Annotated in this window: 13 protein-coding genes; 3 read left to right on the top strand and 10 right to left on the bottom strand. The window is 48.2% G+C overall.

The genetic code is table 11. From position 1 onward, the window contains the following. Window positions 1-72: 72 nt before the first annotated feature. The 3 genes from NG795_RS03725 to NG795_RS03715 form a co-directional block, all read right to left on the bottom strand. Window positions 73-2,553, bottom strand: coding sequence for a trypsin-like peptidase domain-containing protein (locus NG795_RS03725; protein WP_367287327.1), 2,481 nt, complete (start codon window positions 2,551-2,553; stop codon window positions 73-75). Between the two features lie 312 nt (window positions 2,554-2,865). Further along, window positions 2,866-4,527, bottom strand: a complete 1,662-nt coding sequence (locus NG795_RS03720; RefSeq protein WP_367287326.1) for a WD40 domain-containing protein — start codon at window positions 4,525-4,527, stop codon at window positions 2,866-2,868. Window positions 4,528-4,544: 17 nt separating this feature from the next. Continuing rightward, window positions 4,545-5,195, bottom strand: coding sequence for a COP23 domain-containing protein (locus tag NG795_RS03715; protein WP_367287325.1), 651 nt, complete (start codon window positions 5,193-5,195; stop codon window positions 4,545-4,547). Window positions 5,196-5,736: 541 nt separating this feature from the next. Here NG795_RS03715 and NG795_RS03710 point away from each other — a divergent pair. Next, on the top strand, window positions 5,737-5,928 hold the full coding sequence (locus NG795_RS03710) for a hypothetical protein (protein WP_015147765.1): 192 nt from the start codon (window positions 5,737-5,739) through the stop codon (window positions 5,926-5,928). A 204-nt stretch (window positions 5,929-6,132) separates the two neighbouring features. Here NG795_RS03710 and NG795_RS03705 read toward each other — a convergent pair whose 3' ends face one another. From NG795_RS03705 to NG795_RS03675, 7 genes are all read right to left on the bottom strand, one after another. Then, complete coding sequence (locus NG795_RS03705; RefSeq protein ID WP_367287324.1) at window positions 6,133-6,744, bottom strand: acyltransferase; 612 nt, start codon at window positions 6,742-6,744, stop codon at window positions 6,133-6,135. Window positions 6,745-6,919: 175 nt separating this feature from the next. Then, window positions 6,920-7,867, bottom strand: a complete 948-nt coding sequence (locus NG795_RS03700) for a glycosyltransferase (RefSeq protein WP_367287323.1) — start codon at window positions 7,865-7,867, stop codon at window positions 6,920-6,922. A gap of 505 nt (window positions 7,868-8,372) precedes the next feature. After that, window positions 8,373-9,299 carry a thylakoid membrane protein ThyD gene (thyD, locus tag NG795_RS03695; RefSeq protein WP_367287322.1) on the bottom strand — a complete coding sequence of 309 codons (927 nt, stop codon included), beginning with the start codon at window positions 9,297-9,299 and terminating at the stop codon, window positions 8,373-8,375. 316 nt (window positions 9,300-9,615) lie between these two features. Beyond that, on the bottom strand, window positions 9,616-9,987 hold the full coding sequence (locus tag NG795_RS03690; protein ID WP_367287321.1) for a hypothetical protein: 372 nt from the start codon (window positions 9,985-9,987) through the stop codon (window positions 9,616-9,618). Window positions 9,988-10,041: 54 nt separating this feature from the next. Next, window positions 10,042-10,665: an SH3 domain-containing protein gene (locus NG795_RS03685; protein WP_367287320.1), complete on the bottom strand. Its 624-nt coding sequence runs from the start codon at window positions 10,663-10,665 to the stop codon at window positions 10,042-10,044. 230 nt (window positions 10,666-10,895) lie between these two features. Next, complete coding sequence (locus tag NG795_RS03680) at window positions 10,896-11,444, bottom strand: general stress protein (RefSeq protein ID WP_367287319.1); 549 nt, start codon at window positions 11,442-11,444, stop codon at window positions 10,896-10,898. 165 nt (window positions 11,445-11,609) lie between these two features. Further along, window positions 11,610-12,230, bottom strand: coding sequence for an HPF/RaiA family ribosome-associated protein (locus NG795_RS03675; RefSeq protein ID WP_367287318.1), 621 nt, complete (start codon window positions 12,228-12,230; stop codon window positions 11,610-11,612). Between the two features lie 308 nt (window positions 12,231-12,538). On the opposite strand from NG795_RS03675, the gene NG795_RS03670 reads away from it, so the two are divergent. After that, the gene (locus tag NG795_RS03670; RefSeq protein ID WP_367287317.1) at window positions 12,539-13,624 is read left to right on the top strand and encodes a class I fructose-bisphosphate aldolase; all 1,086 of its coding nucleotides are present in this window, start codon (window positions 12,539-12,541) and stop codon (window positions 13,622-13,624) included. A gap of 83 nt (window positions 13,625-13,707) precedes the next feature. After that, window positions 13,708-14,874 (top strand): pyridoxal phosphate-dependent aminotransferase, encoded by a 1,167-nt coding sequence (locus NG795_RS03665; protein ID WP_367287316.1) that lies wholly within the window; start codon window positions 13,708-13,710, stop codon window positions 14,872-14,874. The last annotated feature ends 108 nt before the right edge of the window (window positions 14,875-14,982 follow it).

Raw genomic sequence — 14,982 nt, 5'->3', positions numbered from 1 at the left:
CTCCCGCCCTTAAAAAAGTTCCTCATTCTCCCTCTGAGCAAAAATATGTGTTCCTTATACCTCCCTCTCCTCTTAGGAAAGGCCCAAGGAGGGGTTCCAGCTTGTAGGGGTATTGATATCCCATAGTTCAATTTTACCGCCATCTCCCCCACTGACGAGGGTTTTGCCGTCGGGTAAAAACACCAGTTGGTAACAACTTGAGGGAACCGGCAGAGTCCGAACCACTTGGGTTGAGGCAACATTGATGAGGGAAATTTGGCTTCCCGCACAAAGGGCCAATGTTTGTCCATCGGGACTCAAGGCGTATTTTTGACCCTCAAGAAGGCGACTGACGGCAGTCCCGTTGCTGGGATTCCAAAACTGAATACCCTGATCGGTTCGACTAAGGAGGAGATTACCCTGGGGACTAAATATCAGTCCATTGACGATATGTTCCCCGGAGAGTTCGATGCGGTTCAGCTGTTCGCCACTGCTGGAATTCCAGAGTTGGATCAGTTCCACACTGCTGCTGGCGAGACGGTTGCCATCGGGACTGAAGGCGAGGGAATAACTAGAGTAAGGTGAGTTTCCCGGCAAGGTGTTTAGCACTTGGCCGGTATTCACATTCCAGAGTATAATATTTTTGGCACTACTAGCAAGGGTTTGACTGTTGGGACTGAAGGCAACTGCGGTAATTCCATCACTGATGTGAGTGAGAGTTCGCACGGCTTCGCCGGTGTGAGTATCCCACAGTTGGACTTTGGCGGTATTATCGGTATCGTCCCAGATGCCTACAGCGAGCAACTGTCCATCGGGACTGAGGGCGATCGCATCCCGGAAGTTACCTGTCCAAGAGAAGGTATGACGAACGGTTCCTTTTTCAATGTCCCAGACTTTAATTGTCCCTTCGCCATTGGTACTGACGAGGATTTTACCATCGCCAGAGAGGGATAAGAACTCGATATCAGCGCGATCGCTATCTTCGGCAGAATGTAATAGGGTACTGTTAGAAAATTCCGGCGACGTTGTGCGGATGCCACTGGGGCGATAGTAAGCTAAAATTTCCGTGACATCTTCCCGTAAGCGACTACTCCACAGTCCCCTCAACAAAAACTCGAAGTCTTCATCTCGAAATTGACCCACATATTCCGACTGCAACTCGGAAACTAAACGGCTTGCCCCTTCCCGATTTCCGGTGGCATTCAAGGCTGCTGCTAAAGCAATTTTTAGAGGCGCATCCTGCGGATTTTTATCAAATAAAGTTTCTAAATAAGGAATTGCCTCTTGCACTAAACCCCGCTCATAAAGCGCTTGAGCCAGGTTTAATTCCAGGGGCAAATACTCTACCCCTTGGGTGACAATCTCTTGCCCTACAGACACAATAGTTTGGGCAGCAGATTGGAGCCGAGGAGAAGAAAATTTGGGTTCTAACAAGATTAATTTCCCCTGCCAATTTTCGGGTTTATTAAAGAGTTCAAAGATGAGGGAAAGGGCTGTTTTGGTTTCACCCTTGGCATATAAAGCACTGGCGAGGGCAACTTGGACATTTCCGTGGAGTTCGTTGAGTTCGGCTAAGATGAGTTGCTGTTGGGGGGTGGAGGAAACAGTTTGAATTTGGATGATTCCTTGGGTAGATAAATCAAGCGCCTTGCGAAATTGGGCAATTGCTCCTGTGGTTTCTCCCGCTTCATACTGCGCTTGTCCCAGCCCAAATACTGCCGGGAGATAATTCGGGTCCAGGGCTAAAGCTCGTTGATATTGGGCGATGGCGGGTTGAATTTGGTTATCAATTAACTGGCGATCGCCTTGTTTGGAAAGGGAATAAGCAAAAGAAGGATTGCTGGATAAAATCGTTGGGTCCAGCGCTTCAATGGATTCTATAAACCTATCCAGGGGAATGCCTAAATTAAACCCGGATTTGATATCCACCGTATCTCCGGTATCGGGATTATAAATTGCTTGTCCCTCAGCGCGTCCATGAATGCCGATTAGACGACCCAAGCTATCTAAAACGGGACCGCCACTCATTCCCGATCGCGTGATATTAGTATAAACTAGCTCATATCCGGACTCGGTTCCTGACTGCGCTCGCCCGGAAATTTGACCCTGTGTCATTTGAAAGATCCGTTCCGTAATCGCAAGTCCCGGATGGGGCCATCCCGCGATATATACCAAGGTTCCCGGTTGGGCGATATCGGAATCTCCTATCTGGGCGATCGCATAAGTTTGGTTACTGGTAAACTGAACCAAAGCTAAATCTAAATTCGGCAATCTCCGAACTGTGGTATAATTGAGCGGATGTTGTACGCCATCTGCTGTGACAATTTGATACTCATCAGGACTGGCAACCACATGATGGGCGCTTAACACCGTATAAGTGTTACCTTGCTTGCCGATAATCACTCCTGAACCGGGATTTTGGCCGTTGATTACCACCGTAACTTGCTGCGTCAGGGTGGCAATATCAGCTTGAGTAATTTGAATCTGGGCGATCGGCATGACACCGCTCATGATAGCAGGAATGACAATTGCTGCTGTGGTTTGATAAAAATTGAAACTAAAAGTGCGACTCATGTTTTCCTTTGTAAGTTAGTTAAATTTAAGGATGCGATCGCCAACCCTTCAAAAATTGACTCCCCGCACCTGAACCCCCTTTCTCATAACTCCCGGTCACAAAAGTAGTAGGGTGGGCACTGCCCACCTTTCTGTGCAGGTGGGCAATGCCTCCTGAGCTTGTCGAAGGGCCTACTCCTTTTTAACTCGTTTTTAAAGATCTATCACAACCGAATTCCGTATAAAACGCTCCAATTGGAGCGCTTAATAAAACCGTAGAAAGGCCAAAATACAACTTCTGAAACATGAGATTAAATTAACTCTAAAATACAGTTAACGTTGGGGAATTTGCCACAATTGAACCAGGCCATTATCGGCTCCGCTGACCAGGGTTTGACCATCCCTGGAAAAGGCGAGGGAAAACACTGGACTTTGATAGCTATTCCCTAAATTTTTCACCTCCAGAGTTCGCACCCGATTCCCGGTATAAAGGTTCCAAATTTGGATCGTCCCATCCATTCCACTACTGGCGAGAATATGGCCGTAGGGGTCAATGGCAATACTATAAACGGTTCCCCTATGACCCGTTAAGGTATGCAGCAATTCCCCGGTGCGAAGATTCCAGACTTTCACCAGTCCATCTTCTGCACTGGCGGCAGCGACGAGGTTGCCATAAGGCGCAGTGGCAACGGATGTAATCCGGTTAGCATTTCCGGTGAGGGTCTGGATAGTTTCTCCAGAATCGGGATTCCAGAGTTTGATGGTTTTATCCGTACTGCCACTCACCAGGAGTTGGCCATCCCTAGTAAAGGCCACGGTATTCACATAGTCCCAATGTCCGGTGAGGGTGCGAGTTAAGTCTCCGGTTTGGGGATTCCAGAGTTTAATATCTGTATCTTCCGCACTGCCGGAGGCCAAGAGAGTGCCATCGGGACTAAAGGCCACTGCCCTCACAAAGGAGCGATCGCCTTGGAAACTTCTCACCAGTTCCCCAGACTGCCGGTTCCATAGTTTGACCGTCCCATCCTCACTCCCACTGACTAAAATTTGCCCATCGGGACTAAACGTGAGAGCTGTTACTGCATTGGTATGGCCGGTGAGGGTGCGGATTTCTTGGCCGGTATTCCCATTGGCCAGTTTGATAATGCCATCTCGACTCCCACTGGCGATCGTCTGATTGTCCGGGGCGACTGCCACCGCTAACACCAAGGCCGAATGTGCCGGGAGAGTCAGACTGGCAGCAGCAAAATTATCCCCTAAGCGAGGTGAATTTATCCCCGCTTCCCCGGCCAGACTCACAAAGGTATTAATCGGCATCCCTACATTAAACCCGGATTTGACATCCACCGTATCTCCGGTATCCGGATTGTAAATCGGTTCCCCTTCGGCACGTCCGTGAATGCCAATTAACCGGCCCTGATTATCAAATACCGGACCCCCACTCATTCCCGAACGGGTGATATTAGTATAAATCAACCCATACCCATCCTCTAAGGCTGTGAGAGGACGACCGGAAATGGTTCCTTTGGCAACTTGATAAATCCGTTCCGTAATCACTCGTCCTGGATGGGGCCAACCGGATACATAAATTGTCGCCCCTTCCATTGCGTCATCAGAATTGCCGAAATGAGCGACTCGGTAGGGGTTGGAACTGGTAAATTCCACCACGGCTAAATCGACTCCGGGCAGTTTTGTGACTGTGCGATAATCGACCGGATGGGTTTGAGCATCGCTGGTGAGAATGGCATACTCATCTGGGGTGGCGATCGCGTGTTTGGCCGTCAGTACGGTGTAAGTATTGCCATTGCGGGCAATAATCACCCCAGAACCGGGATTTTGGCCATTAATCACGACGGAAACATCGCGACCCATTGCCGCGATCGCCTGTTCTTCAATTCCCTGAGTTTGGGGTAGGGAAATGGGGGCCTGTGCTACTAAAATTACGGCCCCTACCCCCAGGATCGCCGCTGATAAACCCGCCTTAGACCATTTCATACTGTTTTGCCTCCCGGTTATTGGGGAACGTCTCGACGAGGGACTGGGGGAGTCCGACTTCCCAAGGCTGGGAGTTGGGGATATTCCCCGTTTAAATACTTGTCAAAGCTAATGTACAGGCGATCGGTCGTTTCGGCGATCGGTCCTGCGGATGCCACCCGAATTCGGAACATCCGTTGCAACATTCCTCGGGGATTGCTGCCACCACTGAGGGGAAACAATATCCCGCTACAGGGTTCATTTTCTCCTGGGGCAACACAGGCGACCAGTTGGCCGTTCATAATCCCACTGGTAATATAGTTGAGGGTCCCGTTGTCATAGTAGGTTTGAAAGCGCCTGGAGACTTCCTCACACTGTTGTTGAGCGTTAATCTCCGGGTCTTTGATGGCATTTTTATCCCAAATCACCATCGGCATTTCCCCGTTAGGGGTACGCGCCATTGTGGCGGGAATTCCCTCAACGGTCCCACAGAAAAAGCTGGTAGTTTCTATCGGGGGTTGAGGTTGTGCGAGGGTCAGGGTCGCAGTCAGGGTCTGCAAGAGGGCGATCGCCCCAACCTTACTCCCTCGGATGACAGGTATTAAGACTTGAGTGGTCAGGGTTTGCCCGGGTGCGATCGCCCCGACTTTATTCCCTCGGATTACTGCTGTTAATAATGGGCTCTTCATCAGTTACGGCATCCCCTCTCCTGCACGATATTAATTTTAGGTTTAACATGAAATGATAGTCTTGTGACTCAAGTCCGTGATCACGGATGTCACTCCAATAGTTCCCACTTTGGAGCGTTCCCGACTCCACCGCCTCCGGACTCATTCCCACCGCCATTTTCTCAGGACAAATTGAGGAGCACTCCCCGGGAACCCGTGATCCCAAGAAAGGGTGACAACCCCTGGTGGGTGCAGCCCCTGGACAATTCTCAGTCAATTTTTAACAAAGTTTTAAGATTTCCCAGAAGCCCTGGCGATCGGCCCAGATTGGAACGGAAATGTCACTTCAATCGCCCATTTTTGTTCTATATCCTGGGGTTGGGGTAAACTACCTCAAGTCTTACCACCCAGAACAGACTAAGTATTTATATTTGTTCATATTTTTTTGAAAAACTTAATAAAAAACGGGTTATTTTAATGATAAGATTTGATGAACTTAGCGATAAACCTTTAGAAACAGGTTAATCGCAAATCTGCATTTTAAACAAGGAGTTGAGTAGAAATGACTATGGATAACGTTACTGTCAAACCCGAAACCCGTAATCATAAAGGATTTTTCGTTCAAGAAGCCTCTTATAAACTGATGGGGATTGAAGATTCTGGCTGGGCGCTGATTTGCGTCGAAAATTCCTGTCACTATGTCGATCCGGACAATTTGGAAGCGGACCCCGAATTAGGGGACGCCCTCGATTAGTTTGAAGTTAAGAAAACTTCACATTCTACCCAGAATAAGCTTGGGCGGCTGTCCTGAATTCAGGTACAGCCACATTTTTTTGGGGTTCACAACTCGGTCCTCATATCAATCAGGCGGACCCCTGTTCTGAAGACTGTTCCCCAGTGCAGAGCCTGAGCAGTCTCAGTCCACATGATTGAAAAGCCTTCTCCTCGCCGATGCGATTCACTGTGTTTTTTCGCCCCTTTTCCCCATAACTTTTCCGGGTACACCGACCACAATTGAATAGGGCTCTACACTTTTTGTCAAAACGGTTCCTGCACCAATCACCGAGCCCCGGCCAATGGTACAACCATCTAAAATAGTTGCACCGGCTCCAATCCAAACATCATCTTCAATCACAATCCCTTTTGTCGTTAATCCCTGTTTCACAATTGGAATATTTGGGTCCTCAAACCGATGGTTAGAAGGAACGATCACAACATGGGGTGCAATGCGGACATAATCTCCAATTTTTAATCCCCCTTGTCCATAAATCACACAAAAAGGATTAATGCTACAATAATCTCCTATTTCTATGTTCCCGCCATAACATTTAATAATGGTAAACATCCCAATATTGGTCTCATTGCCGATGCGAATAGATTTTTTTGCTTGGTCGCAAAAGATAGTGGCATATTGACCAACATTGACCGAATCGCCTATATAAATATTATGAGTAAATCCATGAATTTTGGCCTGAATATTCACCTTAGAGTTTTGGCCTAGGGAGCCTAAAAAAAGACGTTGGACCGCAGAAATACATTGCCAGATTGTTTGTTTAATGATTTGTTGCATATTCTGGGAAATCTTTATATGACAACGAAGATAACTGGGTTTCCTGACACAATCTTAGAAAAGGGGATGGACAATCTGGGGCATCGTTAACCTCTTCAATCAATAGGACAAGAGATGGGTTTTCGATTCTACGGTAGGTTGAGAAAGGCGGTTAAATCGGGAGGGGGGTGCAGACTCAATACCGGATTTTTGTTCGTTGTATCTTGTTTTTGGCCAATTTTGCAAAGGCCCTAGGAACCCCATACAGTTTGGCAAAAAACAAATTCCAGATATATCCGTATTGGGGAAAGGTTTTGAACAATAGAAAATCCGAGGCGGCATGAAAACGTGGCGGTTTTAAGGTGGGGTCTTTATCTGCAAAGCGAATCTGTTCAGTCCCTTCAGGAAGGCGGTGCCCAATCTGGATATCCGGTTGATAATAATAGGCTTGTAAAAAAACCCCTACTAAGCGATCGAAGGCTGACCTAGGAATCCAAGTCAGAATGCCGAATTGGGTGGACTGGGCGATTTGTGGGAGGATGGCTTGCACCCGACTATTTTGCCACACTTTATTGTTAAAATTTTCAATATGCGGGCCTTTATCATCGGTTCGGGAGAATAAATATGGGAAGAATATCGTACCCCAGTTAATGGGAATATTTAGGGGAATAATGGGGACCTCTTTGAGGAGTTGCTCTGGAGGGTTCGAGGGGTCGATTGGCGGTGATGTGAGTGCCTCAATGTCGGGAATTTCTCCCCAGGATTTTCTGAGTTCGGCTTGATTTTGGTAATCAATTTTGGAAATATAAGGTCGCATAACCCAGCTATCGGGAAATTTCTGAAAATATTGCACCGTAAGTTGTAAAATTTCGGGATGGATAAAATCATCATCATCTAAGGCTACAATGTATTCTCCTGTCGCATTCAATAAGCCCACAAAGCGTTGCATCATTTCACCTTTATAGGGACTGACGATAGTTTGCACGCGGGGATCGTCAATCGGACGAATGGGAACTCCTGGATAATAACTCAGGATAAATTGAATGCGATCGCCTTTGACGTTGAGTAACTGTTCTAACCAGTAGTCCGAAAAATTGCCCCGGGTCGGGGTAACAATGGAGAGAATCGGTTTTTCTTTAGACATGATTGCATTAACCCTCATTGAATACGCGACAACTGAGAAATAGACTCAACGAGACCGAATGCCATCTGAACCTGACAGTTATCCTAGAACTCGGAGGCTCTAGTTGAGAGGTCCCGGGTTCTTAAATACCCGAGGATTACCCCATTGAATCCGAGCGATTCCGTGGTGTCCTGACATCGGCAATCTGATGATTTTTACCCCAATGCTCGGAGTTATTGTACTACTTTACCAGGGGAATTGGGGTGATACGAGTTCCAAATTGTCAAGTTTTATGAACGGGCTGTTAATCCGGGCCATGAAAGGTTTTAGAGTTGATCGCCGCCAATAAACAGGACTTACGCATTCCCTCTATATCTTTAGAGTGAATTGGGTTGAATGTTCCTACATTTAGGGTGGGTTTAGAGAAGATGCGTCAGTCCTGATCTATCCAACGAACAGGGTATAACGACTGAAGTCGGGACGTTGAACAGGGGAGGAATTTTAGCTTTTATTCTTGTCCTTGCGGTTAACCGTGAGATACCACTTCTTCTAGGGCGGGTTTTACTGTGGGATAGCGGTACTCGAAGCCGTATTCTAGGGGGCGTTTGGGTAGCACTTGCTGTCCTTCTAGGACGACTTGTGCCGCTTCACCGAGGAGAAGGTGGAGGGCAAAATCGGGGACGGGTAACCAGGAGGGACGATGGAGGACTTGTCCGAGAATGTGACATAATTCGTTCATCCGGACGGGGTTGGGGGCGGTACCGTTGAGGATGCCTTGAATGTCGGACCGTTGTAAGGTTAAGACAATCAGGTTCACAAGGTCTTCGCGATGAATCCAGGAAAACCATTGATGGCCGCTGCCTAGAGGGCCTCCGGCGAGGAGTCGGAAGGGTGTGAGCATTTTGGCGATCGCCCCTCCGTTGCCGACGACGATGCCGGTCCGAATAATCACCAACCTTGTCCCGGATTGCTTCACCTGTTGTGCCTCGTTTTCCCACTCCTGACAGACTTGGGCGAGAAAATCCTTACCGGATGCGCTGGTTTCGTCAAAGGTGGCGGTTTCGCTGCTACCGTAGTATCCAATGGCGGAAGAATTGACGAGGACGGAGGGTTTGGGATTCGCGGTGGCGATCGCCTCGACAATTTTGCGAGTTCCCAGTTTGCGACTGTTGAGAATCTCCTGTTTGCGTTCCGGAGTCCAGCGTTCGTCGGCGATGGGAGCACCGGCGAGATTCACCACCCCATCACATCCGCTGAGTGCTTGTTGCCAGGGACCGGATTCGGTGGGGGTATAGGCAACGATTTCTACATTGGGGAAGGCGGCATCGGGAAAGACGCGCTTGGCTTTGGCAGGATTGCGGGTTAATATCAAGACTTGATCACCCGCTTGTTGGAGTCTCTCCACTAATCGACTGCCAACGAATCCTGTTGCACCGGCGATCGCAATTTTCATAAGGTTTAGGTTCAGATTTGCTGAATGGTTCTTAACTATAGTAGGCGGTTTGCTCCTTCTGGACTAGGATGCGAGGATTGTTTTAGGGTTTAGGGGCAAGAAACGGGGTTTTGGACCCTTTCTTGAAAGCCCTCTGCAATGACGGCAAAAAGCCCCTTTCTGGAAACAGAAAGGGGCTTTTTGCTTGGAGGTGATCGCAAGAGGACCGATCAACCAGAAGGGTACGGCATCGCCATACCCTTATAGAGGTATAGAGGGGAAAGGATGAAATAACATTTGGGATTTATACCCGTTCTTCCCCCGAGGTGAGTTATATTTATTCACCTTCCCTCTGACCCGGTTGCCTCATCTGACCCGGCTGCATTTGACCCGGTTGCATCATCTGACCCGGCTGCATTTGACGCGGTTGCATCATCTGACCCGGTTGCATCATGGGACAGTGGTGCATCATCTGACCCGGTTGCATCATCTGACCCGGTTGCATCATCTGACCCGGTTGAGTTTGTCCCGATTGGTGACTAATCGGTCCTTGTGGGTCAACTCCAGTTAGGGCTTGCTGTTGAGCTGCTGCTGACATACCCTGTGCGGCAGCGGCGATCGAAGTCGCCGGAAGTAGCGCTGCGCTTAAAGATACGGCAGCACCCAATCCGAAGATTGTCTTCATCTTATTTAGTGTGGTGCTGCTCATTAGAGATTCTCCTGATGAATTTTAAGCTCTCTTCAATCACTTCAGATTAACAGATTAACTGCACATCGCTAGTTCTTCTGCATCAACATAACCCTGAACGGGGTCAGAAATGGATACCCATCCATCCTCGCCGACGCTTTCAATTTCGACCTGGGTATTATCCGGCAAGACTACCATGATCTCACTATCTGTCTGAGGTAGCGATCGCACGCTCAACCCTGTAGGGGAGCTAATTTCCCGACAGCTTGTAGATTCGGCGACTGGTTGGTTCATCAGTCCGGGTTCCGTCGTCATTAGGGGCTGGTCATACCTAGCCACAGGTTGCTGTTGAGCAGCTGCTTCTGTACAGTAGCTCAGATAACTAGCCGCCACATAGCCATTCATTGGGGATTGAATTTGTACCCAATCCTGACCTTGAGGGGAAGGGTTTTCCAGATAGACATATTCGTTAGTTCGCACACTTCCGATCACCTCTCCCCAGGGCTGGCTGCGAATGTTTAAACCTGGTTCTGCCTCGACTTCGCGGCAGGTCGGCGCTTGGGCAATTTGGGCTTGTGCCATCTCAAAAGATGCATCTTTTGGGGTGGCCATAGAAGTGGCGGGAATCATGATTGCGCCCAAAGATACTGCGGCGCTTACTCCCAAAAGTTTTTTTAAGTTATTTATCATTCCGCTCATTGGATATCCTCCTCTTGAGCTATCTTCAATTATCTTTATTGTGGGATATTTTTGGGTTTTTAGCCTCTATCATGTGAGGTATATTGTAAAAATAGGTTCTCTTCCTTTTGACAGGAATGTTAGGCTTCGGATGATTTATAAATAAGTTTTAAGTTGCCTATTTTTTGCCGTGGCAATGAAAAAGGCGATTAAAAGCGCCTATTTCATTGCCTGGTGAAGGTAGGGATGGCTTAGTAATTCTCTGTATTTTGATACAGTTGCCATTCTTGAATGCCGTGAGAGCTTAAAATAGATTCGGCTTGGGCGATTTGTTCTTCGGTCCCTTCTAGGCGAACTAAATAATGTCCTTGGGTCAAATGTTGATGATAAATATTGGCCTGACCTTCAGTAAATTTGTCTCCAGCAACTGTCCCGATGATCGCACCCCCTAGGGCCCCATAAAAGCTGCCTGCGGCGGTCAAACCGGCGATAGTGGCGACGGGACCGACGACAGCGATCGGGCCGAGTCCCGGGAGAAATAAGGTAGTCAGGCCACTAAATAAACCGGCGATCGCCCCGAAAACCGTTCCATTCAGGACCCCCTTGGACAAGCCTTCAACGGTGCGATTCTCCAAAAATTCACTATCGGGACTCTCCATTTCATCGGGGATATTATCTTGGGTAGCAACTAAAATGTTGTCCATTGAGAATCCTGCCTCTCGGAGGGCATTCAAAGCATTTTCTGTGGTTTGGCTATCTTCAAATACACCAATCGCCCGTTTTTGTACTACTAAAGCCATTGTCTTCTCCTAATTTATTGCTTACTTTTTTTTATCGGATGGGACTTACGCAATCTGTAACATTAAGCCCTAAATGTAGAGACGATTCGCAAATCGCTTTTACATTAACGAGCAAGATGCTCGCACTAATAGCATCTGTAACCCAGGAGTGCTGGAACTCTATAATTATTTCCAACCCAGGGGTGGTTCGATGTTAGACTGTTGCTCCGTCGCCTCATTTGGACCCAATTTATTAATCCCATGAACGGTGGTTGCTTGGGGTCCCAGTTCTCCTTGGGTTTCGGAAAAATGTACCCCCGCCCCTTCTTTCAATTCATCAAAGCGATCGCCTAAAACACGGTTACGGTGAAAATAGATTTCCCGTCCACTGTCCAAGGTTTTGATAAAGCCATAACCATCTTCTGGGAATAGCTTAGAGACGACTGCTCCCATTGCTTGAGCCGGATGATCTTTAACCTTATTATTTTGTCGTTCGGTCAGTTCCACCACTTGACGACGGGCCGCCTCATACGCATTGCGAATCACCGTGGGGAGTTCGTTATACTGATCCCCCTCACCGGGATTACAAACGGCGGCGATTTCATGGGATGGGGGAATGGTAATATCAAAGCGAACCCGATAGGGAGAGCCACTACTGGGGCGATCGTTGTTTTTTTCGACCGCTACTCGGCAGCTTGTGATATGGTCACAAAATTGTTCAAGTTTAGCCACTTTTTCCCGAACTAAATTATCTATAGCCTCAGTTTTTTCAAGATTTCGATAAGTGATTTCTACAGGTACTTGCATAAGTCCTCTTAACCTTCCTTTCTTGACTTGCACCCAGAGCCAAATCTTTTAAAATTGTGCTGGTTTGCCCTGGGGAATAGGGTTAATGTTAGCGGATTGAGTGAGGGATTGTGTTCTATCTAATGACATAAATCAGACCCCTTGAATTTTCTGAGAAAAACCGGGGATGAGTTGCTACAGTTGCAGCAAAAAAATAGGAACTTTTCATCGACTAAAAATTGCATTAAATCAGGATAGGGGACAACAGCCTCCCGAAGAAAACGATATGATGAAACCGTGGAGTTTAGAAAATTGTGAGGTAAAACACCATGACAACAACCCGATCAACCCCTTCATCGATCGCCTCGATCCTGGGAAATGAAGCCGAAGATTTGCTCACATATCAGGCCAAACTTCCCAAAGAAATGTTTCAGTTGCCGGGACCGGATTGGATTGACCGAGTGGCAGCCAATAGCGATCGCTCAGTGCCCGTATTGCGATCGCTCCAGCAACTCTATTCCCACGGAAATCTCGCCAACACCGGCTATTTATCCATTCTGCCGGTCGATCAGGGCATCGAACATTCGGCCGCCGCCTCCTTTGCCCCCAACCCGATCTACTTTGATCCCGAAAACATTATTAAACTCGCGATCGCCGGAGGTTGTAACGCCGTAGCCACCACCCTAGGCGTCCTCGGCAGCGTCTCCCGCAAATACGCCCACAAAATCCCCTTTATCCTCAAACTCAACCACAACGAACTGCTCACCGTTCCCAACCAATATGACCAAATCATGTTTGCCAGCGTCGAACAAGCGTGGAACTTAGGGGCCGTTGCCGTCGGCGCAACCATTTACTTTGGGTCCCCAGAATCCACCCGGCAGATCCAGGAAGTCAGCGCCGCCTTTGCTCAAGCGCATGAATATGGCATGGCAACCATCCTCTGGTGTTACCTGCGAAATAGCGCCTTTAAACAAGACCAAGACTATCATCTCGCCGCTGACCTTACCGGGCAAGCCAATCACCTCGGCGTCACCATCCAAGCGGATATCATCAAACAGAAACAACCGGAATGCAATGGGGGATATGGGGCAGTTTCCCAAGCCTTGGGCGAAAAATACGGACGCACCGATAAACGAGTTGAGACTGAGTTAAGCTCAAACCATCCCATTGACATGACCCGGTACCAACTGCTGAACTGCTATGCTGGACGGGCCGGATTGATTAATTCCGGAGGCAGTTCTGCTGGGGATAACGACTTCGCCCAAGCGGTGCGAACCGCAGTGATTAACAAGCGGGCTGGGGGCTGTGGGTTAATTTCCGGACGCAAAGCCTTCCAACGACCCTTCGAGGAAGGAGTCAAATTGTTTCATGCCATCCAAGAGGTTTATCGGTCCTCCGATGTCACGATCGCCTGACATCCCTGCCTCAGAGAGGGTAGAGTAGGATATTCTGTGCTTTGAAGCATATCCTTAAATTTATTCTCAGTTGAAGTAGGCAAATGAAGCTGGCAGCAAGAGTTGGACAGGTAACACCATCCCTGACCTTGGCCATCGCCGCCAAAGCTAAGGCGATGAAAGCCGATGGGATAGATGTTTGTAGTTTTAGTGCAGGGGAACCGGATTTTGATACGCCCAACCATATCAAAATAGCGGCAGAAAACGCCTTAAAGGCGGGGAAAACCAAATATGGACCCGCCGCCGGTGAACCCCAGTTACGAGAAGCGATCGCCCAGAAGCTCAAAACCGATAATCATCTCGACTATTCCGCGAAAAATGTCATCGTCACCAATGGCGGTAAGCATTCTCTTTTTAACCTCATGCTGGCCCTCCTCGACCCCGGTGACGAGGTAATTATCCCAGCCCCCTTCTGGTTGAGTTATCCAGAAATGGTCACCTTAGCCGGGGGGATCCCGGTGATTATCTCCACCACTGCCGAAAGTGGGTATAAAATTACCCCCGACCAACTGCGAAGCGCTTGTACGCCGAAAACCAAGCTGTTTATTCTTAATTCCCCTTCTAATCCCACGGGAATGGTGTATTCCCCCGACGAGATTCGCGCCTTAGCTGCTGTGGTGGTTGAGCAGGATATTTTAGTGGTTTCCGATGAAATTTATGAGAAAATCCTCTACAACAACGCTCAACATTTGAGTATCGGCGCGGTTTCCGAAGAAGTCTTCAAACGCACGATTATCAGTAATGGGTTTGCCAAGGCATACTCAATGACCGGGTGGCGGATTGGATATCTGGCGGGGAATGAGGAACTGATCCAGGCCGCGAGTACCATTCAAAGTCACAGTACCTCCAATGTCTGTACCTTTGCCCAATATGGGGCGATCGCCGCCTTGGAATCCGACCAAGATTGTGTCCAAGAAATGCTCGCAGCCTTTGCCCTACGCCGGGTAGCGGTTTTGGAACGAATTCGGGGGATGTCCTGCATCAGTTGCCCCGAACCCGAAGGTGCTTTTTATGTGTTTCTGAATATCACTAAAACCGGGATGAAATCTCTGAAATTCTGTAATGCCTTACTGGAATCTCACCAGGTTGCTGCCATTCCAGGAATTGCCTTTGGGGATGATGACTGCATCCGCTTATCTTATGCCACCGATTTACCCACCATTGAGAAGGGGTTGGATAGATTGGAAAAATTTTTGCAGCAATATTTGTAAGGGCTGATCCAGGGTTTCAATCCGCCGGGTTTTTTGCCAAACCCGGTTTTTTTGTATTCTTTGAGATTTTTTTGTATCCTAGAGAATTGCCCAGAATTCACCGAGGCC

Source organism: Laspinema palackyanum D2c (genome assembly GCF_025370875.1).
Lineage (GTDB): Bacteria > Cyanobacteriota > Cyanobacteriia > Cyanobacteriales > Laspinemataceae > Laspinema > Laspinema palackyanum.
The sequence above is the reverse complement of the archived record's forward strand: the minus strand, read 5'-3'. Positions and strand labels throughout refer to the sequence as shown.

Coding starts and splice junctions, on each gene's coding strand:
- NG795_RS03725 (WP_367287327.1), bottom strand. CDS start 2,553: ATGAGTCGCACTTTTAGTTTCAATTTTTATCAAACCACAGCAGCAATT.
- NG795_RS03720 (WP_367287326.1), bottom strand. CDS start 4,527: ATGAAATGGTCTAAGGCGGGTTTATCAGCGGCGATCCTGGGGGTAGGG.
- NG795_RS03715 (WP_367287325.1), bottom strand. CDS start 5,195: ATGAAGAGCCCATTATTAACAGCAGTAATCCGAGGGAATAAAGTCGGG.
- NG795_RS03710 (WP_015147765.1), top strand. CDS start 5,737: ATGACTATGGATAACGTTACTGTCAAACCCGAAACCCGTAATCATAAA.
- NG795_RS03705 (WP_367287324.1), bottom strand. CDS start 6,744: ATGCAACAAATCATTAAACAAACAATCTGGCAATGTATTTCTGCGGTC.
- NG795_RS03700 (WP_367287323.1), bottom strand. CDS start 7,867: ATGTCTAAAGAAAAACCGATTCTCTCCATTGTTACCCCGACCCGGGGC.
- thyD (WP_367287322.1), bottom strand. CDS start 9,299: ATGAAAATTGCGATCGCCGGTGCAACAGGATTCGTTGGCAGTCGATTA.
- NG795_RS03690 (WP_367287321.1), bottom strand. CDS start 9,987: ATGAGCAGCACCACACTAAATAAGATGAAGACAATCTTCGGATTGGGT.
- NG795_RS03685 (WP_367287320.1), bottom strand. CDS start 10,665: ATGAGCGGAATGATAAATAACTTAAAAAAACTTTTGGGAGTAAGCGCC.
- NG795_RS03680 (WP_367287319.1), bottom strand. CDS start 11,444: ATGGCTTTAGTAGTACAAAAACGGGCGATTGGTGTATTTGAAGATAGC.
- NG795_RS03675 (WP_367287318.1), bottom strand. CDS start 12,230: ATGCAAGTACCTGTAGAAATCACTTATCGAAATCTTGAAAAAACTGAG.
- NG795_RS03670 (WP_367287317.1), top strand. CDS start 12,539: ATGACAACAACCCGATCAACCCCTTCATCGATCGCCTCGATCCTGGGA.
- NG795_RS03665 (WP_367287316.1), top strand. CDS start 13,708: ATGAAGCTGGCAGCAAGAGTTGGACAGGTAACACCATCCCTGACCTTG.